Source organism: Devosia sp. 2618, from assembly GCF_040546815.1.
Taxonomy (GTDB): Bacteria; Pseudomonadota; Alphaproteobacteria; order Rhizobiales; family Devosiaceae; genus Devosia.
The window spans coordinates 3,094,471-3,115,942 of record NZ_JBEPOO010000001.1; the positions used below are offsets into that span (position 1 = coordinate 3,094,471).

Sequence of the window (21,472 nt, forward strand, 5' to 3'; positions counted from 1 at the left end):
CGCGTGGATCAGGATGCGCCGCGAACGCCCGAGAACTTGCGGTTCACTTCAAGTGTCTTGTCGACATTGGTGCTATCAATCACCAGCGGGCCGGTGGTCACCGCGCCGATCGGGTGCAGGCCATAGCGACTGTAGAGCACGGCCGACTGGATCGACAGGTAGCCCTGGAGATAGGGCTGCTGATCCATGGCGAAGGCGATATCGCCGGCCTTGATCGCCTCGAGCACCTCGTTGGAAAGGTCGGCTGTGCCAATACTGATCTTGCCGGCGCGGCCAACATCTTGCACCGCGCGCAGGGCGCTGATCGCCGGCTCCGCATTGAGCGTATAGATGCCATCGATGTCGGCATTGGCCTGCAGCGTGCCCATGATGGCCTGCATCATAGCCTGCTGGTTGGCAGCCTCGCCGGTGCCAATTGTCTGGTAGACGGTTGCGGCGCCCGCTTCGGTCATGGCGTCGATATAGCCTGTACAACGCGCTTCAACGGTGGGATTGCCCGGAACCTGATTGAAGCAAAGCCCCTTAGTCACCCCACTTTCGGCCTGTATCTGACCGGCCTTGTGGCCCATCTGATAGGGGTCCTCACCGATGAACCCGAGCGAGCCGTTCTGCTCCCACAGTGTCTGCCCCGAATTGTGGATGATCACCGGGATGCCCTGGTCGGTCGCTTCCTTGATCAGCGGGTCCATGCCGTCCGGAAAGAACTCGCCTACCAGCAGAATGGACGGACTGCGGCTAATGGCCTGCTGCAGGAGCCGCGGGTATTCGCTGGTCATGTTGGCGGTGTCGGTCACCGCGATGTATTGATAATCCACCCCATAAAGCTCGGCGGCATCGTCAAACCCCTGTTTTACTGCAGCGAAGAATGGCCATGACAGCGGACCACTGACCACCAGGATCGGTCCTTCGTTCTGAGCCTGCGCCGGCGAGACGGCAGCAAAGGCCGACAAAGCGGCAAAAGAGATAGAGAGCGCAAGCCGCCTCAGACCGTGGGGGGCGATCGGCAAATCGATATGCATTTTGTCCTCCTCAAGAACGAATGAGCGGCCCCTGCCGCCAGGCGGTCCTCCCCGCCTCATTCGTCGGCAGCAAACAGCAGCAAAATGCGCCTGTCAAATGATTATTCAACTTGAATGATCAATTGACTTTCGTAGAGGCAGTTTCTAGGTTCGGCGAAAGTGCTGCGCCCATAATCAGCGCAAGGATTGGGAAGAGAACATGCGATCTGTCCTATGTTTCGGAGATTCAAACACTTACGGGCAGACATCTGCCGACACGCCCGATGAGCGCTTTGGTCCAACCATTCGTTGGCCCGGGGTCATGCGCGGCTTGCTGGCGCCGGACTGGCTGGTCATTGAAGAAGGGCTGAGCGGCCGGACGACGGTGAGCGACGATCCGATCGAAGGGGATGAAAAGAATGGCCGCCGCTATCTCAAGCCCTGCATCAACAGCCACAAGCCGCTCGATCTGGTGATCATCATGCTCGGCACCAATGATCTCAAGGTACGCTTCCATAAGCCCGCCTCGGAGATTGCCATGGGCATGGGCGCGCTAGTTCAGGACATCAAGGAATTGCGGGCCGGGCCCGGCCAGTGTGTCCCCGAAATCATGATCGTCTCGCCGCCGCCCATTCTGGAAGACCTGCGCGGTTGGGAAAGCGTTTTCGATGGCGGGCGCGAAAAGTCGCTGCTGCTGGCTTCCGAATATGCCAGCATCGCCGATGCGTTGGAGGTGCATTTCTTCGACGCTGGCTCGATCGTGACTTCGAGCGCTATTGATGGCTTTCATCTCGACGCTCAAGGCCATAATCGTCTTGGTGTCGCCATGGCCGAGGCGGTTGAGGCCATTGGCTGGCTAAAGCAATGACCGGTTTTGTGATGGAATTGGGAGGCGCCCACCGTGCCTGACATGCGTTTTGCCCCGCCGCCGGCCATGAGGGTGGATGATCGGGTCGGAGGTCTGAATCAGATCAGCGTCCGCAGCTACAACGAGCGCCTGATCATGTCGCTACTGCGCCAACACGGCCAGCTCTCGCGCATGGAGCTGGGGCAGCGCAGCGGCCTCAGCGCCCAGACCATTTCGGTGATCGTGCGGGCGCTCGAACGCGACGAGCTGGTAGTGCTGGGCGATGCCCAACGGGGCCGGGTTGGCCCCCCGACTACGCCACTTTCGCTGAGGGCGGACGGCGCCTTCTCTATTGGCGTGAAGATCGGAATGAAAAGTACCGATCTCGTACTCATAGATTTTCTGGGACAGGTGCAGCACCGCATCGGCTACATCTACGACTTTCCCGATTCAGATCTGATCTTCGATCGGCTCGCTACCGATCTGGAGACTCTGCGAAGCGCAATAGCGCCCGCTCACAGGTCCCGGCTGACGGGCATCGGCATCGCCGTGCCCGAAGGCATCGAAAATCTGGACCTCACGGACATGTCGGACGCGGCGGCACGACGCTGGGCCGAGGTCGATTTCGAAGCTCGGGTCGGCGCTATTGCTGGCATGGACGTGCACATTCAGAACGATGTAACGGCTGCAGCTGGGGCCGAGATGATTTTCGGCGCGGCCCGTCAGCTAAACGATTTTGCCTATTTCTTCGTGGGCGGCACCACCAGTTGCCGATTGGCGCTCGGCCATCGCATCTATGCAGGCAAGCGCTTCATCAACCAGACCATCACGTCGCTGAGTGACCTGTATGCCGACCTCGCTCCCACTGATCGTGACGCTGGCAACGCCATCTGGCGGGGCGATACGACATGGCCGGATTTTGGGCCGGCGCAATCCGCCTGGATCAAGCGATGTGCGACCGATCTGACCGATGCCATCACCGCGCTCTCAAGCTTTGTCGATATCCGCATGGTCATTATTGACGGCCGCGTCCCGCGCCCTATCGCAGATGCGTTGCGGGACCAGGTTGCCGACCATCTCACTACGCATTTTGCAGACGTTACCGTGCAGGGCGGCACTATCGGCAGCTTCAGCAAGGCAGTTGGCGCTGCCGCGCTGTGCCTGCACTCCCGATACATGGTCGAGAACTCCTTACTCAGCTTGTAACTGACGATGTCTTTTGGTCACAGTCGGGTCGCTCCCGGGACCCTGCGCCTGATGATGGGGCTGCTGATGCAATTCAAGCACTTCAGCAATATGCGGCGCGACACGCGTGGTGACGCTAATGGTTCCTGAAAGCCCAGTCCGATGCGATTGCCGCGCCGGGTGCGCATAGTGGCTTCATCGGCACTTGCCAGGTCCATCTCGACAAATCGGATGCTGCGTTCGCAATCTTCGCGACAAGCTCCAGCAGCAACCTCATAGTCGACAATGCCGTCATACTCGTGCCCGAGTCGGACACTCCGACTATTGCCAGCATCTCCCCTTGCGCCACCGTGAGGCACATGTTGGAGGCGACGTCAAACGAGCGCTTATGCGTGGTGAGTTTGACGGTCAGACTCTCGATCGCGAAGACATTGTTCACGGGCGGCCCGTGGCCTTAGTCCGCGCCGGGAAGTCGGATCCCCAAATGAAACGCTCGACGCTGAGCGCATCAATGACCCGGCAGATATGAACTTGGGCTTTGGGATACGGATATTCCTGCCGGCCGCCCCAGGCGATCGTATAGTGAATCTCGCTTGAGACTTTCCTTCGTGCATCAGTGTATTGAGCGCTAATGGCGACTCCAATCGCTCCTGCACGTCGGCGTAAAGCAACGTCGGGATGCGAACGCCTGTTCAGGTAAATCAAAAATATCCGCCCCTTATATAGATCACTGTTATTTCTGCATAGCTTCGCTGACACTAGGACGCTCAGCCCAAAATGAACAAATACTTAGCGCATGGACGACGCTCCTTGCTAAATCAATCGCGGACGATATGATTAGCAAGGTTCTGCAGCACCAGATGCCCCATGGCCTGTCGGGCCTCCAGCGTTGCGCTTGCTTGATGGGGCATCAAAAACACATTTGGCAGCGTATTGAACTCTGTGTCGACACGCGGCTCGTTCTCAAAAACGTCCAGTCCTGCACCCGCAATGGTTCCATCCTTGAGTGCACGGATCAGCGCCTTTTCATCGACCACTCCGCCGCGCGCAATATTGATGAGGACGCCCGTTGGCCCGAGCCGCTCCAGGACTTCGCTGTTGACGATACTCCGCGTTTCAGGCGTGTAGTTTAGACAGACTGCCAAGACGTCACTTGTGGCCGCAAGTTCAGCTGGTGTGCTCGCCCGCTGCCAAGCCGGATCGGACGAAGTCTCTGATCTACTGCAATAGGCGATGTTCATTTCACTAGCATGCGCGCGTTTGGCCAGCGCCTTGCCGATCTGTCCCAAGCCAAGGATGCCAAGAGTTTTGCCCTTTAGACTGGTCCCAAGCGCCAACTTCTTGCCATCAGCCCACCCGCCGCTGCGGACCAACGCATCTCCGTCTCGAAGCCGCCTCAGGACAGCAAGCATCAGCGCGAGTCCCATGTCTGCGACATCTGCCGTCAGCACGCCCGCAGTGGTCTTTACCTCCACGCCCCGCTCTCTGGCCGTCGCCAGATCGACCTTGTCGGTGCCAACGCCATTTACGGCAACAACTCTCAGTGATGGCAGTTTAAGAAGCCAATCCCTCGATATGCCGGTTCCACCGCCAGTCGTTACACCAACGATATCGCCAAGCAAGCGCTCGATTTCGGCATGGTCTGCTTCCTGATACCGGCGGAGCACATGATATTTCTGATCCAGCTCTGCCTCGATCTCGGGGAGCATTGGATCAAACATCAAAATAGTTGGGGAGGCCAATGTGAAAATCATCCTTTATTTCCCAATCTGCTCTGATGGGCGCATGCCAGCGCCATCAGGACGCAAGAAGTCCAGGTCACAACCATCCTCCGCCTGGAGCACATGCCGATTGTAGAGGCCTAGCCAGCCTCTTGTTTCTGCGGTGGGGGCGGCCACGGGGACGCGCTTAGCTAGTTCCTCGGGCTCCACTAGGAGATCCAGTGTCCTGCCTTTGACACTCATGCGAATGAGATCGCCGTCACGCACCAATGACAAAGGGCCACCTGCCGCAGATTCCGGGGATACATGCAGCACAATCGTGCCATAGGCGGTGCCGCTCATTCTTGCATCTGAAATGCGAAGCATGTCCTTCACGCCCTGTTTGGCGAGTTTGGAAGGAATAGGCAGATAGCCAGATTCCGGCATACCGGCGGCCTTGGGCCCAGCGTTCTGTAGAACCAGAACATCATCCGCCGTTACATCGAGCTCAGGATCATCAATTCGGTCGGCCAGATCCTGCATGTTCTTGAATACGACAGCGCGCGCCGTTTTCTCGAAGAGAGTTTCATCTGCCGCCGCACGTTTCAGAACGGCCCCATTGGGCGCCAACGAACCAAACAAGGCGACCAGACCACCGTCGGACCGTACCGGCGCTTCTGTGGTGCGGATAACAGCTTCATCAATCCAGGTGTCATCAGAGGGAACAAGATCGCCTAGCGTTTCCCCCGTCACGGTCAGGGCGCTACGATCAATCTTGTCCCCCAGCCGACGCAGTACTCCGCCAACGCCACCAGCATAGAAAAAGTCCTCCATGTAAGCGGTTCCGCTCGGCTTCAAATCGACCAGCACTGGCGTATCGTCCGAGATTGCGTTGAGACGATCCATGTCGATCTTGAAGCCAAGACGTCCCGCAATTGCTGCGAGATGGATAATCGCGTTCGTCGAGCCGCCAATGGCCAGCAGCATCCGAACTGCGTTGTCGATCGTAGCCTGGGTGACTATTTGATCAATCGTGCGACCTGACGCAACGAGCTCCATTGCCGCCTTGCCTGTTGCCTCTGCAGCCCGCAAGCGATCCGCATGGACAGCCGGAATGGCGGCCGTTCCCGGCAGCATCAGGCCCATGACTTCAAGTAGGATGGACATGGTGCTGGCGGTGCCCATAACGGCGCAGGTTCCGGCGGTCGTTGCGAGGGAGCTTTCCACCTGGTCGATCTGCTGATCGGATACTTCGCCTGCCCGATAGCGTCCCCAGAAGCGGCGGCAGTCGGTGCACGCGCCGAGCCGTTCCCCCTGGTAGCGCGACGTCATCATGGGACCCGTCGACACCACAATTGCGGGTTTTCCTGCAGATGCCGCCCCCATGACCAGAGCCGGCAAGGTCTTGTCGCAGCCACCGACAAGAACAACGGCATCCATAGGCTGTGCGCGCACCATCTCCTCGACATCCATAGCCATCAGATTTCGGAAAACCATGCTAGTCGGACTAAGGAAAACCTCGCCGAGTGACGTCACCGGGAAGTCCAAAGGCAAGCCACCGGCGGCCAGCACCCCGCGCTTGACCGCGTCAACCAGCTCTGGCACCCCTCGGTGGCAATTGTTAAACCCACTGGCAGTCCAGGTAATGCCGATGGTCGGACGGCTCAGCATGTCGCGAGAGTAGCCCATGGACTGCGCAAACGAGCGACGCAGATAGGCGGCAAAACGCGGATCGCCATAGTTTGTCAGGCCGCCGACGATGCCTTTAGCAGTCTCTTCCATTGGAGCTCACTTAACTTAACAAATACAAAGAACTAGGAGAACCTGGCTTCAGGGTCAGGGGTGTTGCCGGTTCGCGCCAGAAAATCGAGATCGCAACCGTCATCGGCTTGCAGCACATGCTCGCTGAACAATGCGCCATAGCCTCGCCCGTAGTGAGGAGGTGGAGGGGTCCAGAGTGCCCTTCTGCGGGAAAGCTCATCCTCAGGCACCAGCAGGTCCAAGGTGCTATTGGTTGCGTCCAGACGGATCAGATCTCCATTCTGAACCAGGGCAAGCGGCCCACCCACCCTGCTCTCGGGACAAACGTGCAGCACGCAAGTCCCGTAGCTAGTCCCGCTCATGCGCGCATCTGAAATCCGAACCATGTCTCGGACCCCTTGCTCCAGAAGCTTCTTGGGGATCGGCAACATACCCCATTCCGGCATGCCGGGTGCCCCCACCGGCCCCGCGTCCTGCAGCACTAGAACACTGTCCTTGGTTACTTCCAGGTCAGGATCGTCTATCCGCGCGAGCATATCTTTGAAGTTGACAAAAACGACGGCGGGCCCCGTGTGTTGCAGCAGGTCGGCATGTGCGGCGGCACGCTTCAATACAGCTCCACGCGGCGCCAAATTACCGCGAATAACGACAAGCCCCCCTGAAGGGTAGACCGGATTGGAAACGGGCCTGATGACATCATCTTCGTAGGTTTCAGCGTCGACAATGGCCTCGCCAAGAGTGCCGCCAGTTACATTGCGGCAACTAAGGTCGAGGTGTTGATCGATGTTGCGCAACAACGCCCGCAGTCCTCCGGCATAGTAGAAGTCCTCCATGAGGTACTGCCCGCTAGGCTGCAGGTTACAGAGAACAGGAACTTTTCCACTTGCAGCTGCGAAGTCGTTCAGATCGAGCTCAAGGTCCAAACGACGAGCCATCGCGATCAGGTGGATCAGCGAGTTGGTTGAGCCAGAAAGCGCCATGTCAGCGGCGACGGCGTTGAGAAAGCTGGATCGCGTCATGATGCGGCTTGGCTTGAGATCCTCCCATACCATCTCAACAATTCGACGACCCGCATTGCTGGCCATCTGAGAATGGGTTGAATCCACCGCAGGAATGGAGCTTGCTCCAGGCAGGGTCATCCCCAAAACGTCGGCTAACGCAGTCATCGTGGATGCAGTGCCCATGGTGTTACATGTGCCCGGCGAACGCGCTGTGCCCTCACCAAATGCACGCCAGGTCTGCTCGTCGCTCTTGCCGGCACGGAAGTCCGCGAGCGCTTTCCATGTACTGGAGCCAGTTCCAAGATTGCGTTGCCCGCGGAAATGCCCACTCAGCATAGAACCCGCAGGAACATAGATTACGGGAATATCCATGCTGGCGGCGCCCATCAGCAGGCCCGGTGTTGTCTTGTCGCAGCCGCCCATCAAAACCGCGCCATCGAGCGGGTGTGAGCGGAGAATTTCCTCCGTCTCCATGGCAAGCAAGTTGCGATAAATCAGCGTACTAGGGCGTACATAAGTTTCACCGACACTCAATGCCGGAAGCTCTACAGGAAACCCTCCCGCCTGCCAGATACCGCGCTTAACCTCTTCGACGCGCTGCGGAAAATGAGTGTGGCAAGAATTCAGATCAGACCAGGTGTTGATGATGCCAACGACAGGCTTTCCTTGAAAATCCTCACTCGTGTAGCCCATCTGCTTGGTTCGGTAGGACTTGTGATTGCCAGGCTGCCCTTCTGCCCCAAACCATCGCTGGCTACGGAGATCCGCCAGAGTCATCGTTCTGCTGTTCTGCGACATAGGAGTTCCAGTCAGTATTTTTCGGCCCCGGCTCGCCCAAACCAGGCGGCGCTGTGAAGCGCGACCATTCACCAAGTGCGGTCGCAACGCTTACACTCACAATCCAAGTCGTCGGCATTATTGTCAACAAAATAGTTGCCGAATATGTTTTTTCGTGGGATCGGAAATAGCCGCAAATAGGGAGATCAGTCTAATGTCTGAAATGCCGCCACTTCAGCGCTCGCGCGTTGCGTCCAGAATGACAGGCCGCGCGCCACTTCTGCCTGTCCTACACGTAGACAACCCGGAGCACTCGGAACCACTGCTCGAAGCCCTGGTAAGTTCAGGCGTCACCACTCTGGAGGTGACACTGCGTAGCGAATGCGCGCTCGAGGTCATTGCCAGAATGAAGGCGATGAATTCTGGCGCAATCATCGGTGCGGGAACGATCACCCAACCCGAACAGGTTCAGCGTGTTGCAGATGCGGGAGTAGCATTTGCCGTCAGCCCAGCCCTGACACCACGCCTCATAGATGCAATTGACCGAGCAGAATTGCCCTTCGTTCCAGGTGTGAGCACACCAACCGAGGCCCTGCTTGCTCGCGAGGCAGGCTTCTTCGAACTCAAACTTTTCCCAGCGGATCTGGTCGGCGGCATCGCCTGGGTAAAGCACGTTCTGCCGCTTTATCCCGATCTTAAGTTCTGCCCAACCGGAGGCACGGGGGAGGCCAATCTGCGGGATTATTTAGCTCTGCCCAACATCTTTGCAGTGGGCGGCGCCTTCATGTCTCCCCGAGATCTGATCGCTGCAGGCGACTGGAAGGAAATCGCCGCCCGTGCCATGCGGGCGGTCGAATTGCTCCAGCACTAGCATAAGCAGGCAGGGGTGGAGCACCCTTCCCTGCCTAAACCGCTAAATAAACTCAACTGTCACCGAGTGATCTTTTCCAAGGCGAGCTTCAACGCGACCTGTGGATTTGACTGGCACAATATTTCTGCACAACGACCCAGTCGTCACCAACGTGCCAGCTTTGATCGAAAATGCACCTGCTCGCGTAACGCCGGCATAGGCTCTTAGGGGCGTAAGCACGTCTCCGAAAGGATGGCGAGCGGATTGGCTATAAACCACTTCGCCATCAACGGTGACCGACAGAGCGAGGCCGTCAACTTTGTGTTCGCGCGGCAATGGCGTATCGCTGGCGTGAACAAGTCCACCGGTTACGAGATTATCTGCCAGAGGCCCCCAAGGTCCCGCTGCGGTACGGTCGTCGTACCTGGTAGCGAGTGGTTCGATCACTAGCACAAACGCATCGACTGCGGCCAACAATTCTGCATCGTCCGCCTGCGCAAGTTCAAATGTCAGGTCACGATTAAGCATCACAGCCACCTCAACCTCAATACCAACCGCGCCGCGTTTTGGCAGGATCAGAGGTTCGCCGCTCGCCTTGTAGACAGTATCATAGATTGGTGCGGCGACAGCGCCTGCTTGGTCGTTCAGGCCAATCTTGGCAGCGGGGACACGCCTCCCCAGCCCCCGCTTGACTAAATCCTGTAGCTCCTCCGCCTCGCCCAGCGACAGCTGTGAGAATTCACTTGCCGGAACCACCAAAGACGTGTCTCTCTGCGCCGCGATGAGCAAGTTGGCCAACGTGGTGAGATCGTTCATTAGCTATCCTTTGGTTGCACGGCACGGCCTTTCAGGCCAGTGCTGGATGATGGGTGGTATCAGGGGCGAACAGATGCTCCGCCGTCGACGACAAGGTTGTGACCATTGACATAGCCTGCGGCGTCAGAGGCCAGGAACAGCACAGCGTTAGCAATGTCGGCGGGCAGGCCAAGGCGCGTGGTCGGTGTCTGCTGCAAGGCCAGTTGAATACGTGCAGGGTCATTATTGGTCGCGCCCGACGTGTAGGGCACAAAACCGGGCAACACGGCATTTATTCGGATGCCCTGCCTTCCATATTCGACAGCGAGTTGGCGGGTGAGGTTGGAAATGCCAGCTTTTGATGCCGCATATGCTGCTCGCCCCGGGCTACCGGCCGACAACGCCATACGGGAAGACATGTTGATAATCGTGCCGCTTCGATTGTCGCGCAACATCTGACGAATAGCTGCGCGGCAACCAAACCAGGTGCCATCCAGATTGGTTCGGACGATGTCGTTCCAACTCTCTAGGGACTTTTCAACGGATGAACCGTCCGTCGCGGAAATGCCCGCGTTGTTGACCATAATGTCCAGCCGCCCGTATTGCTGCGCGACGCCTTGGACGAGGCGCTCCACCGCATCGGCGTCACGGACGTCCACGGTTTGCCAGTCGGCTGCATCAGAGGCGCCGCGGCCTGTGCGAACGACAATTGCGCCCGAAGCTTTCAAGGCGCCCGCAATCGCAAGACCAAGCCCGGAAGACGCGCCTGTGACGATCGCAACCCGTCCGGTAAGATTGATCTGCATGGCTCACTCCCGTTGCAGCGGCTAAACCTAGTGGCGGGTGATCTGACCAAGGAACGTTTTGGTTCTCTCGTGCTTGGGTCGTTCAAAGAAGTCTTCGGGGGTCGCCATCTCCACAATCTCTCCCTTGTCCATGAAGATGACCCGGTCGGCGACCTCGCGGGCAAAACCCATTTCGTGGGTAACTACCAGCATCGTCATTCCGCCCTTAGCAAGGTCAATCATCGTGTCGAGCACCTCCTGCACCATCTCAGGGTCAAGAGCGGACGTCGGTTCGTCGAAAAGCATGACTTTTGGATTCATGCACAATGCTCGTGCAATTGCCACGCGCTGCTGTTGCCCACCCGACAACTGCGCCGGGAACTTGTCCGCCTGCTCTGGGATTTTCACCTTTTCCAGAAACTGTTTGGCGGTCTTTTCTGCTTCCACCTGGCTGACGCCACGTACGCGCATGGGAGCAAGCGTGCAATTTTGCAGAACGGTCATATGTGGGAAGAGATTGAACTGTTGGAACACCATCCCAACGTCCTTGCGGATTGTCTCGACGTTTTTGCCCTCGGCCAGATCCGTTCCATTGACGACGATCCGACCTTCGTGGATTTTCTCGAGCTGATTAATGCACCGGATCAACGTCGACTTACCCGATCCGGAGGGTCCGCAGACGACGATGCGTTCGCCACCTGCGACCTCAAGATTTACGTCTTTCAGTGCCTGAAACTCACCATACCATTTGGACACGGCCTGCATCGTTACCGCAGCGGTACCAGCCGCTTTGGGAGAGCGATCATTGGAAGAGGAAGAGGTCATCACTGAAAATCCTTACTGAGCTCAGTTTGCTTTGGCAGCAGCGCCAGTGATTGAGCGGGTCGTCTCTTCGGTCGCTTCTGCTATGAAGTTTGGCAGCGGCAGATCGAGCCACTTCTCGTGGATGGCATTAAGCCGGCCATCCTGCTTGATCGTCGAAAGCAAGCTGTTCACATGAGCTAGAAGCTCATCGGCACCGGGGCGTGTCGCCACACCCTGCAATTGGGTCGAGAGCACAAACTTTTTCTCAAAGCGGCCGGGCGCAACAGTTTCGATCAGCGCAATAACAGCGTCCGATGCCCCAAGCGCCTGAACCTGACCTGCAAGCAAGGCCTGGTTAGCGCTGGCGTTATCGTCGAAGCGTCGGATTGTGGCACCCGCGGGGGCGACCTTGGTAACAGCAGTATCCTGAGTTGCCCCAAGCACCACACCTATCGTCACACCGTCGAGAGCGGCCCCGTCCGGAATAACCAGATCCTTCAGGCCATAGACCGAAATTTCAATACCAGCATAGCCTTGCGAGAATTCCACGCGCTCAGCCCGCTCTGCAGTAATACCAAGAGCAGAAACGATCATGTCAACGCGACCACTGACAAGGTAGGGCACGCGATTCTGACCTGCGGCTGGCACCAGATTGACAGAGACGCCAAGGTCTTCTGCAATCAAGTTGGCCACATCAATATCGTATCCCTCGGGTTGTCCCTGCTGGTTGATCAGGCCAAAAGGTGGAAAATCAACGGGAATACCGATGTTAATCTCACCGCGAGATTTGATTTCCTCCACGGTCTGCGCCTGAGCGCCAACAGCCCCGATCCCCAAAGCCAAGCCGAATGCCGCAGACAGCAGTGCGGCCCGTTTACGCATAGTCATTGTCAATCTCCCTTTTGAGACAATTCGATCACAGCCGACCTCAACGGGCCGTTGACTGCGAAAAGTGTTTTTCAAGCCGTTGCGCCAGGAGCGACAAAGGCCAGCAGATAATAAAAAAGCAGGCACCCACCACGGAGTAGACAACAAAGGGCTGGAAGGTAGCGTTGGACATGATCTGGCCGGCCCTGACGAGCTCAACAAACCCGATTATCGATGCCAGTGACGTGCCCTTGATCAACTGAACCAGGAAGCCAACCGTCGGCGCTACGGCGATGCGAGCCGCCTGCGGCAGGATTACGATCCGCATCTTGTCCGCGTAGTTCAGACCAAGTGCCCACGATGCCTCGCTCTGCCCCTCAGGCACCGCCTCAATGCAACCGCGCCAGATGTCACCAAGATAGGCACTAGCATGCAGCGCCAGCCCGATGGCAGCGGCAGTCCATGGGTCTACACGCAGTCCAAAAGTTGTCATGCCGAAATAGACAAGAAACAGCTGCATGAGAAGCGGCGTACCTTGAAAAAGCCGGATAAACGCCAACGCTGGATAGCGCAGGTACGGATTGGCAGCCACGCGTGCCAGGGTAATGAGAAGGCCGCCGATTGAACCAGTGACAAAGGCTATTCCAGATAGTGCCAGCGTCCACTGCATGGCGGTGACGATAAATAGAAACTCATTCCAGCCAAATGCACGGATCATGATGCGCCCCTATCGAGCGAGAGGATAGTTGAAGGCGAGACGGCGGATCAGGTTGAATAAGCCCGCAAAGCCAATGGACAGCGCCAGATAAATGAGCGTAATCGTCAGATAAACTTCGAAGCTGGCGAATGTGATTGAATCCACTTCCTTGCCTGCCGCCGACAGGTCACTAGCCGAGATGGCTGACACCACACTCGACGTCAGAATAAGGTGGATGAACTGGCTCGATAGTGCCGGATAAATGGTCCGCAACGCCTGTTTCACCACGATGTAGCGATAAATCTGCATGCGCTCCAGGCCTAGCGCGATGCCCGCCTCAACCTGACCACGCGGTATGGCCTCAATTCCGGCCCGTATGATTTCGGTGGCATATGCCCCTACGTTCACCACCAAGGCTAGAATGGCGGCTTCGTTTGGTGACAGCCGCACACCGATTGAGGGCAACCCGAAAAAGATAAAGAAGATTTGCACGAGGAACGGTGTGTTCCGAATGACCTCGACATAGGCATCCACGAGCCAGCGCACCGGTGCGGGACCCGACGTCTTGGCTATTGCGCAGATAATCGAGACAACACCGCCGAGCAGCATCGCAATGAACGAGTACTGGAGCGTGACCCAGGTACCCGCCAGCAAAATGTCCATATGCGCAAACACTGGCGCAAAATCGAAGCGGTACATCGCAAGTCCTCTAGACAAGGCAGGGCCAGGCAACAACTCACGGTCGCTCCCCTCCTTTGGCCCCTGCCCGGTTGGTAACGCAGACTTAGCGCGAGGCCCACGAAACAGTCAACGATATTATCAACAAAAAAGTTTGCGATTTTTTTAGAACTGTCGCATGGTAACTAGACCAATGATCAAAGGCCCACGGAGCTTCCCTTTGCAGGAACAAAAAGAAAGGTTGCCGTCTGCGACGCAGGCAGAGGCAGTTGTTCGCGCACTAGAAGAAGACATCGTCCTCGGACGCCTGCTTCCGCGGGAGCGACTAATCGAAGAAGACCTGGTTCAGAGGTTCGGTGTCGGTCGCCATGTAGTCCGTCAGTCTTTGGCCGAGCTCGTGAGCATGGGAATTGTCGTGCAGCCCCGCAATAAGAGCGCTGCCGTCAGAGACCTACCCCCAGAAGACGTCATACAAATTTACGCTATCCGCGAGTTACTTGAGGCTAAGGGCGCAGAGCTGCTGCCGCTGCCCGTTGACCCTGCGCTGTTGAAACTGATGGGGGATATCCACCTTCGGCATGGCGAGGCGGTCAAAGCGGGCAATCTTGCAGAAGTATACCGCCAAAACATGCTGTTTCACCGCACCTTCTTTTCCGGCTGCGGCAACCCTCATTTAAGCGAAGCTATCGAACAATTCGCGCTCAAAGCTCATATTGTTCGCTCCAGCACCGTGCGTCATCCAGCGCAGTTGCAGCGTTCTTTTGACGAGCATGCCATAATCGTTGGCGCGATGCGCACCGGTGATCGCAAGCTTCTCGTTGAGACCGTCAAAGCCCATATCCGACCGTCGATGCAGACATATATCGAGTCATACAAGCGGCGCTTCAACTACGGATCTGGCGAGTAGCGGCCGGCGTCACAGCCGCCCGCGTGGCTGCGACCTGCTACCAATAAATACACACACCATAAGGGTACCGCCTCAACATTGCGCGAGACGCGATGCTGATTTCGGCTGACCATATTCCAATTTGACAGGAGACTTGTCGTGTACGAGCGCTTTGGACTTCTCATCGACGGACAATGGCGTACCGCCAAGTCCGGCGAAACCAGACCGGTTATCGACCCCACAAACGAAGAGATCATCGGCACTCTGCCCGCCGCCGGCCCCGAAGAGCTCGATGAAGTCCTTGAAAGCCTACAACGCGTAGCGCCACTTTGGCGTGCCGTTTCTGGCTGGGAGCGTTCGGCGCTTCTGCGACGGATAGTCGATGAAATGCGCCTCCGCGCCAGAGACGCGGCGCTTGCGATGTCGCGCGAAACAGGAAAACCTGTTGCCGAGGCAGCAGGAGAATTTCAAGCGGCGATTGAACAGTTTGACTGGTATGCCGACGAGGCCCGTCGCATTTTTGGGCACACCCTCGACGGACGAGATCCATCCGTACGGCTTCAGGTCCGCTACGATCCCGTCGGGCCAGTGGCCGCCTTTACGGCCTGGAACTTTCCCGCCCTGCTACCGGCCCGAAAGATAGCTGCGGCGCTGGCTGCGGGCTGCCCCATTGTCATCAAGCCTTCTGAGGAAGCGCCTTCCAGCACTTTTTACATTGCCGATGCGGCAATGGCGGCAGGTCTTCCACCCGGGGTGCTCAATGTCGTGTGCGGGAGATCCTCTACAATTTCCGAGCATCTGATTGCATCGCCTGTTATCCGCAAAGTGTCCCTGACTGGCTCGGTACCTGTTGGCAAACTCATCCTCAAGCAGTGCGCCGATACGGTCAAGAAAGTGTCCATGGAACTCGGTGGACACGCGCCAGTCATCGTATTTGAGGACGCAGATCCAATTGCGGCCGGGCAACTCTGTGCGAGAACGAAGTTTCGTAATGCAGGCCAGGTTTGCATCTCGCCCAGCCGGTTTTATGTGCACGAGTCGCTGTACGAACCGTTTTCCCAAGCGATGGCGAAGACGGCGCGCGCCCTGAAGGTTGGCCGGGGCCTGGATAAAGGGGTGGAATTTGGACCGATGGCAAATGCGCGCGGCCGTGATCGCGTTATCAAGCTGGTGGACGACGCCATTGCCAAAGGTGCGGATCTACTCGCAGGAGGCGGGATCCCACCAGAGTATGACAGCGGTTTCTATTTTCAGCCCACGGTGCTGGGCCAGGTTCCCGACGACGCTGAGATTATGAGCGACGAGCCGTTTGGACCAGTTGCACCTATATCTACCTTCTCAAACTTCGACGACGTCATTCGCCGTGCCAACAATGTCCCCTACGGGCTGGCGGGATATGTCTTCACCCAATCCCTTCAAACTGCCACCAGAGCGTCAGAAGCCTTGGAGGTGGGAATGGTAGGTGTAAACGACATGCTCCTCGCTGCAGCAGAGATCCCCTTCGGAGGCATCAAGGAAAGTGGCATGGGCCGAGAAGGTGGCGCCCTTGGCATCCTCGACTATCTTGAAGCGAAGTATATAAAACTGAAGCTCAAATAGCCTCGAAGCGGGCATGGTGGACAAGGACGACGCCATTGCGAAGGAGCGTATGGGTGAGCCTAAAGCATTGCGAGATCAGGCTACCGCTGACGCCGAGCGCACGCAACTCGCGCTCGGCAGTTCATGCAATCAGGGCGTCAGCCCGATAAGCTCAAGGGCTTAGCCCGCAAGGCGCTCGAACGGACACGACTCGACGATGGCAGCTACCGTCGCGCCCCCCAGCGCGCGCTGGCGCAGCGCGTCGAGGTCGGCGACGACGAGGTTCGCACACCGGATCGAAGTCGGCATTGTTGCCAACGCTGGTCGCCGCTTCGAGCGTAGAAACGGCGGCGTTCATCGTTCTGTACTGAAATGGCGCACCCGACACGATTCGAACGTGTGGCCTCTGCCTTCGGAGGGCAGCGCTCTATCCAGCTGAGCTACGGGTGCATCCGTGAGGCGGGGTGGGACCCCGGCTGAACAGGGCGCAACCTAACCAAAGCCAGTGATGCGCGCAACGGGTGTTTTTCACCCGATTTGCCCAGTCCACGGCAAAGCCGACTAAAAATTAACCCTGAGGCAAGGCTCGTCTGTCATTGAGCCCGCAACATGATCGACCGGGCTGGCCTGCAATCGGCTGCCAGTATTGCGGCGTCACCAAATTGCCATCAGTCTGCCGTGATTTAGGCCTATCGCGCTATTCTGCTGGATCTGCTAGAGTATTGGCATGATAGACACAACGATGTTTACTAACGGCGCTCGGCTTGCCGCTTCCGCAACGCTTCTTGCACTGGTTGTTTCCGGTTGCTCGATGAGTTCTTTCAAGCCTGCGCCAGGTCCGGCAACGGCGGCGCTGGCAAACTTCGCTGCGCCCACCACGCCCGCTGGCCATGTGCCCGACGCGTCAGACGTGCCAGCCGCGCCCAGCGCGCTGGGCTATGCCGGCAGCAGTTCGCTTGATCCGCTGATTGCCCATTATTCCCAACAGTATAGCGTGCCTGAGGCGCTGGTCCGTCGCGTCATTGTGCGCGAGAGCAATTACAACGCTGGCGCGCGCAACGGGCCCTATTATGGCCTGATGCAGATCAGCCACGCGACCGCGTCCGGCATGGGCTATAGCGGCTCGCCATCGGGTCTGCTCGATGCCGAAACCAACCTGCGTTATGCCGTGCGTTATCTGGCGGGCGCCTATGTCACCGCCAAGGGCAATCATGATCTGGCCGTGCGCTATTATGCTCGCGGCTTTTATTATGATGCCAAGCGCGAAGGCCTGCTCGACGTCGCCGGCCTGCGCTAATCGTGTCGCGCGCCAGGCTTAGGCGTTGGCGCGCACCAGCAACAGCTTTGAAATTTGTGCGGCGAGATCGGCCTGTTGATAGGGCTTGGATAGCCGCGGCAGATCGGTCGTCGTGCCGCTGGGCAGGTCGGCATAGCCGGTTGCCAAAAGAATGGGCAGATCGGGAAACAGCGCCCGCGCCTTGTCGGCGAGTTCGACGCCGGTCATCCCAGGCATGGCATAATCCGTGATCAGTGCGTCGATCTGTTTGCCGCTGGCGAGGATTTCGAGCGCCTGCTTGCCGGAATAGGCCTCGATGGCCGTGTGGCCGAGGTCTTCCACCATATCGACGGTATTCATGTTGATCAGCGCATCGTCGTCGACGACAAGGATGGTGGAGGCGATTGGAGCCGGAACGGGTTCTGCTTGCATCTCAACAACTTCCTTGATTGGCACGGTGGAAATCGGCAGCCAAAGTTCGGCTGTCGTACCCTGCCCCAGCTGGCTTTTGAGGCGAAGCGTACCGCCCAATTGCACCGCCAGACCGTGCACCATGGACAGGCCAAGACCCGTCCCCTTGCCTAGTTCCTTAGTCGAGAAAAATGGCTCAATTGCGCTTTCGAGCGTTTTGGCGTCCATGCCAGAGCCGGTGTCGCGCACGCTGAGCAGCAGATAGCGACCAAACAGGTCGGGGCCGCCCTCGGTGCCGTCGCGTTCCTCGAGCGTGAAGGTCAGCTGTCCGCCATCGGGCATGGCGTCGCGCGCGTTGACGGCAAGGTTCAAAATGGCGAGTTCGAGCTGGTTGGCATCCACCTTGGCGGGCGGCAGGTCTGGCGCGATTTTGAAATCGACCGCGATCAGCGGACCGATGGAGCGCTCCATCAGGCCGCGCATCCCATCGAGCAATTCGCTGAGATCGGTCGGCTCGGGTTTGAGGTCCTGACGGCGGGCGAAGGCCAGCAGGCGCGCGGTCAGCGAGGCGCCGCGCTGGGCGCCTTTCATGGCGCCATTGATGAAGCGCTGGATCTGCGGATCATCGGGTAGCCGCTTGGCCAGCAGTTCGAGATTGCCCTGAATGGCGGCGAGCAGATTGTTGAAATCGTGCGCCACGCCGCCGGTCAGCTGGCCGATGGTTTCCATCTTCTGGGCCTGGCGCAGTTGTTCCTCGACCCGACGACGCTCGGTCATCTCGCGGAAAAATGCAGCGCCACCGACAATCTGGCCATCGCCACCGCGCAGGGGCGCGTGCTGGCTTTCGAGCACAACTTGTCCACCGCTGCGCGTTGGAAGTTCGATTTCTTCGATCGGGCCGAGCACGCCATTGAGCGCGTCGCGCAAACGGCTTTCGATCACTTCGCTCTGGCCGTCGCCGATGACGCTGGCCAGCGAGCGGCCCAAGACGGCCGGCGCTGGCAGGCTGAAAATGCGCTCCATCACCGGGTTCCAGATGGTGACCCGATACTCGGCATCATAGGCGACGATGCCGGCCGGCACGCTGGTCAGCAGCAGGCCCGAGAGCGCGCGTTCGCCGCGCAACGCCTGTTGCGTGCGCTCGCGCTCGGCGGCGACTTCTGCCAACAGGCGCTCGCGTTCGGCTTCATCAGCCTTGCGGGCGGTAATGTCGGAGCTGACGCCAACCAGGGTTTGTGGCCGGTCATAGCGGTCAAACAGCACGCGGGCGCGCAGATCGATCCAGTGCACGCTGCCATCGGGCCAGCGCACCGGGTGTTCCAGCACCAGATCGGCGCCGGTATTGATCGCATCGTCCATGGCGCGCTGCAGGCGCGGTTGATGGGCGATCAGCACAGCCTCGACCAGATCGGCGTAGAAGAAATCGTCGGTCGGGCCACGGCCGTAATTGGCCTTGAACTGATGCGAACCGGTCAGCGACTGTTCGACGATATCGAGTTCCCATGCGCCCATGCGTCCGGCCAGCAGAGCGGTCTGCAGGCGCTGTTCGCCTTCCTGCATTTCGGCGAGGTACCGCCGCGCCTGATATTGGCGGCGACGCGCGCGCAGCGCGTTATCGACCACGGTCAGCAGCGCCGCCGGATGGAACGGGCGGTCGAGCACGATGATATTGCCCAGGATCAATTGCAGCTTGGCGATCAGCGGCGCGAAATCGGGATTGTGGCTGCGCTGGCTGAGCACCACGAAGGGAAAGTCCGACCAGGGCGGTTGCTGGTCGATCCATTCCTTGATCGGCGTAATGTCGGCATATTGCAGTGACTCGCCGGTGATAATGGCGAGGCCCGCCCCCTCAACGAGGTTGGCCCGCAATTCTTCGATGCTGCTGCAGAGTTTTGCCTGTCGGCCTGCATCCTGCAGCAAGCTTGCCGCAACCTGTCCGTCGCGCCCCAGGGGGGCCAGAATGAGGGCGCGTTCGGAGTTGATCACACCCGGTCGTCTCCAGCGAAGGTCATGGTGCCGCTTTCATCGAGCAGGGGGTGGCTGGTGCCAGTATAGGTGGGAACGCCGCGCAACACACCGTGGAAATCTTCGAGCGGTTTACCAATCGAAACGCCCTTACTGCCAATGCGATACTCGCGGATGGTGTCCTCGTGCGAACCGGACCGCTTCTTGATCACCGAAATGGCGCGCCGCACTCGGCCCATAGCCTCGAAATAGCGCAGCAAAACCACGCTATCGGCCAGATAGGTGATGTCGACCGGCGACTTCATGTCGCCCACCAGACCATGCTGGGCGACGGTGACAAAAGTCGTCGCGCCCTGCCGGTTGAGATATTGCAGCAGCTCGTGCATGTGCAGCAGCAGCGCCTTCTCTTCGGGCATCGCCGCCTGATAGCCATTTAGGCTGTCGATGACCACCGTCTTGACCTTGGCGCCATCGACGCGCGTCCGCACCCGATGGGCAAACTCGCCGGGCGACAGTTCGGCCGCATCGACCTGCTCGATCAAGAGATTACCGCTGGCCTGCAGCGCTTCGAGGTCGATGCTCATCGCCTTGGCGCGCGCAAACAACAGGCCCAGTTCCTCGTCGAAAATGAACAAGGCTGCCTTTTCGCCGCGTTCCACCGCAGCGCGCGCAAAGTGCAGAGTCAGCAGCGACTTGCCTGCGCCGGCCGGGCCCAACACCAAGGCGCTCGAGCCACGTTCAATGCCGCCGCCCAGCAACGCATCCAATTCAGGGATATTGCTGGTCAGCGCCGAGCGGTCATATTCAGTGCGGTGTTCGCTGGCGACCAGCCGCGGAAACACATCGACACCGCCATGCTTGATGGTGAAATCATGATAGCCACCGCGATAGGCTTGGCCGCGATATTTGATGACGCGCAGACGACGGCGCTCAGCGCCATAGGTCGGCGCCAGTTCTTCGAGCCGCATCACGCCATGCGCCACCGAATGGACCGTCTTGTCATTGGCGTCGCTGGTCAGATCGTCGAGCATCAGCACCGTCGCACCATTGCGGGCAAAGTAGTGCTTGAGAAGCAGGATCTGGCGACGATAGCGCAGAGAACTCTGCGCCAGCAGCCGGATTTCGGACAAGCTGTCGATCACGATGCGGCTGGGATTGGAAGATTCCACCGCCTCAAACATGGCCCTGGTGGCTTCGCCCAATTCAAGGTCCGATGAATAAAGCAGGGTCTGCTGCTGCTCGCTATCGAGCAGGCTTTCGGGCGGCGCCAGCTCGAAAATGTCGAACTTGTCGTCGATGTCCCAGCCATGCGAGATGGCGGTCAGGCGCAGTTCGGCTTCGGTTTCGGACAGGGTGACATAGAGCCCCTTTTCGCCGCGCGCGTAGCCTTCCTGCAAAAACTGCAGTGCAATCGTGGTCTTGCCCGTGCCGGGGCTGCCTTCGAGCAGATAGAGATGGCCGCGCGCCAACCCACCCACAAGAATATCGTCAAGCCCGGTGACGCCGAGCCTGGCTTTTTCAGTGATTGCAGTATCCGACATTGAGACTTTCCGAGGCTGGACTACGCTTGAACCGAGAGCGCATTTGCCCCCACGATTTGCCAACGCTCCA

18 protein-coding genes and 1 tRNA gene are annotated in these 21,472 nt (G+C 58.6%); 6 read left to right on the forward strand and 13 right to left on the reverse strand.

The window, feature by feature from the left end; translation table 11 throughout:
* Positions 1-8: 8 nt before the first annotated feature.
* A complete protein-coding gene (locus ABIE28_RS15345; protein WP_354064399.1) occupies positions 9-1,019 on the reverse strand; it encodes a sugar ABC transporter substrate-binding protein in 1,011 nt (336 codons plus the stop codon).
* 199 nt (positions 1,020-1,218) lie between these two features.
* On the opposite strand from ABIE28_RS15345, the gene ABIE28_RS15350 reads away from it, so the two are divergent.
* Positions 1,219-1,866: an SGNH/GDSL hydrolase family protein gene (locus tag ABIE28_RS15350; protein WP_354064401.1), complete on the forward strand. Its 648-nt coding sequence runs from the start codon at positions 1,219-1,221 to the stop codon at positions 1,864-1,866.
* A 42-nt stretch (positions 1,867-1,908) separates the two neighbouring features.
* The gene (locus ABIE28_RS15355; protein ID WP_354066463.1) at positions 1,909-3,051 is read left to right on the forward strand and encodes an ROK family transcriptional regulator; all 1,143 of its coding nucleotides are present in this window, start codon (positions 1,909-1,911) and stop codon (positions 3,049-3,051) included.
* 797 nt (positions 3,052-3,848) lie between these two features.
* Here the strand turns inward: ABIE28_RS15355 and ABIE28_RS15360 are convergent.
* Genes ABIE28_RS15360 through araD form a run of 3 tightly spaced genes read right to left on the reverse strand, consistent with a single transcriptional unit; the run spans position 3,849 to position 8,290 of the window.
* Positions 3,849-4,739, reverse strand: coding sequence for a 2-hydroxyacid dehydrogenase (locus ABIE28_RS15360; protein ID WP_502913437.1), 891 nt, complete (start codon positions 4,737-4,739; stop codon positions 3,849-3,851).
* Positions 4,740-4,787: 48 nt separating this feature from the next.
* The gene (locus ABIE28_RS15365) at positions 4,788-6,512 is read right to left on the reverse strand and encodes a dihydroxy-acid dehydratase (RefSeq protein WP_354064405.1); all 1,725 of its coding nucleotides are present in this window, start codon (positions 6,510-6,512) and stop codon (positions 4,788-4,790) included.
* Between the two features lie 32 nt (positions 6,513-6,544).
* The gene (gene araD / locus ABIE28_RS15370; protein ID WP_354064406.1) at positions 6,545-8,290 is read right to left on the reverse strand and encodes an L-arabinonate dehydratase; all 1,746 of its coding nucleotides are present in this window, start codon (positions 8,288-8,290) and stop codon (positions 6,545-6,547) included.
* Positions 8,291-8,483: 193 nt separating this feature from the next.
* Between araD and eda the strand changes: the two genes are divergently transcribed.
* Positions 8,484-9,140, forward strand: coding sequence for a bifunctional 4-hydroxy-2-oxoglutarate aldolase/2-dehydro-3-deoxy-phosphogluconate aldolase (gene eda / locus ABIE28_RS15375; protein ID WP_354064408.1), 657 nt, complete (start codon positions 8,484-8,486; stop codon positions 9,138-9,140).
* Between the two features lie 42 nt (positions 9,141-9,182).
* Here eda and ABIE28_RS15380 read toward each other — a convergent pair whose 3' ends face one another.
* Genes ABIE28_RS15380 through ABIE28_RS15405 form a run of 6 tightly spaced genes read right to left on the reverse strand, consistent with a single transcriptional unit; the run spans position 9,183 to position 13,766 of the window.
* On the reverse strand, positions 9,183-9,935 hold the full coding sequence (locus ABIE28_RS15380) for a fumarylacetoacetate hydrolase family protein (RefSeq protein WP_354064410.1): 753 nt from the start codon (positions 9,933-9,935) through the stop codon (positions 9,183-9,185).
* Between the two features lie 59 nt (positions 9,936-9,994).
* Entirely contained in the window at positions 9,995-10,720 is a 726-nt protein-coding gene (locus ABIE28_RS15385) for an SDR family NAD(P)-dependent oxidoreductase (RefSeq protein WP_354064412.1), read from the reverse strand.
* 27 nt (positions 10,721-10,747) lie between these two features.
* Entirely contained in the window at positions 10,748-11,524 is a 777-nt protein-coding gene (locus ABIE28_RS15390) for an amino acid ABC transporter ATP-binding protein (RefSeq protein ID WP_354064413.1), read from the reverse strand.
* Positions 11,525-11,545: 21 nt separating this feature from the next.
* Positions 11,546-12,391: a transporter substrate-binding domain-containing protein gene (locus ABIE28_RS15395; protein ID WP_354064415.1), complete on the reverse strand. Its 846-nt coding sequence runs from the start codon at positions 12,389-12,391 to the stop codon at positions 11,546-11,548.
* Between the two features lie 40 nt (positions 12,392-12,431).
* A complete protein-coding gene (locus ABIE28_RS15400) occupies positions 12,432-13,088 on the reverse strand; it encodes an amino acid ABC transporter permease (protein ID WP_354064417.1) in 657 nt (218 codons plus the stop codon).
* A gap of 9 nt (positions 13,089-13,097) precedes the next feature.
* On the reverse strand, positions 13,098-13,766 hold the full coding sequence (locus ABIE28_RS15405) for an amino acid ABC transporter permease (protein WP_354064419.1): 669 nt from the start codon (positions 13,764-13,766) through the stop codon (positions 13,098-13,100).
* Positions 13,767-13,965: 199 nt separating this feature from the next.
* Here ABIE28_RS15405 and ABIE28_RS15410 point away from each other — a divergent pair, with 199 nt between their 5' ends.
* Both ABIE28_RS15410 and ABIE28_RS15415 read left to right on the forward strand, forming a co-directional pair.
* Entirely contained in the window at positions 13,966-14,652 is a 687-nt protein-coding gene (locus ABIE28_RS15410) for a GntR family transcriptional regulator (protein ID WP_354064421.1), read from the forward strand.
* A 138-nt stretch (positions 14,653-14,790) separates the two neighbouring features.
* Positions 14,791-16,230 (forward strand): NAD-dependent succinate-semialdehyde dehydrogenase, encoded by a 1,440-nt coding sequence (locus ABIE28_RS15415; protein ID WP_354064422.1) that lies wholly within the window; start codon positions 14,791-14,793, stop codon positions 16,228-16,230.
* Between the two features lie 352 nt (positions 16,231-16,582).
* On the opposite strand, the gene ABIE28_RS15420 is transcribed toward ABIE28_RS15415, so the two are convergent.
* A tRNA-Arg gene (locus ABIE28_RS15420) sits at positions 16,583-16,659 on the reverse strand.
* A gap of 361 nt (positions 16,660-17,020) precedes the next feature.
* On the opposite strand from ABIE28_RS15420, the gene ABIE28_RS15425 reads away from it, so the two are divergent.
* Positions 17,021-17,506, forward strand: coding sequence for a transglycosylase SLT domain-containing protein (locus ABIE28_RS15425; RefSeq protein ID WP_502913393.1), 486 nt, complete (start codon positions 17,021-17,023; stop codon positions 17,504-17,506).
* Between the two features lie 18 nt (positions 17,507-17,524).
* Here ABIE28_RS15425 and ABIE28_RS15430 read toward each other — a convergent pair whose 3' ends face one another.
* Positions 17,525-19,882: a hybrid sensor histidine kinase/response regulator gene (locus ABIE28_RS15430; RefSeq protein WP_354064424.1), complete on the reverse strand. Its 2,358-nt coding sequence runs from the start codon at positions 19,880-19,882 to the stop codon at positions 17,525-17,527.
* Positions 19,879-21,402, reverse strand: a complete 1,524-nt coding sequence (locus tag ABIE28_RS15435; protein ID WP_354064426.1) for an ATPase domain-containing protein — start codon at positions 21,400-21,402, stop codon at positions 19,879-19,881. Before ABIE28_RS15435 ends, ABIE28_RS15430 begins: the two co-directional genes overlap by 4 nt.
* Between the last annotated feature and the right edge of the window lie 70 nt (positions 21,403-21,472).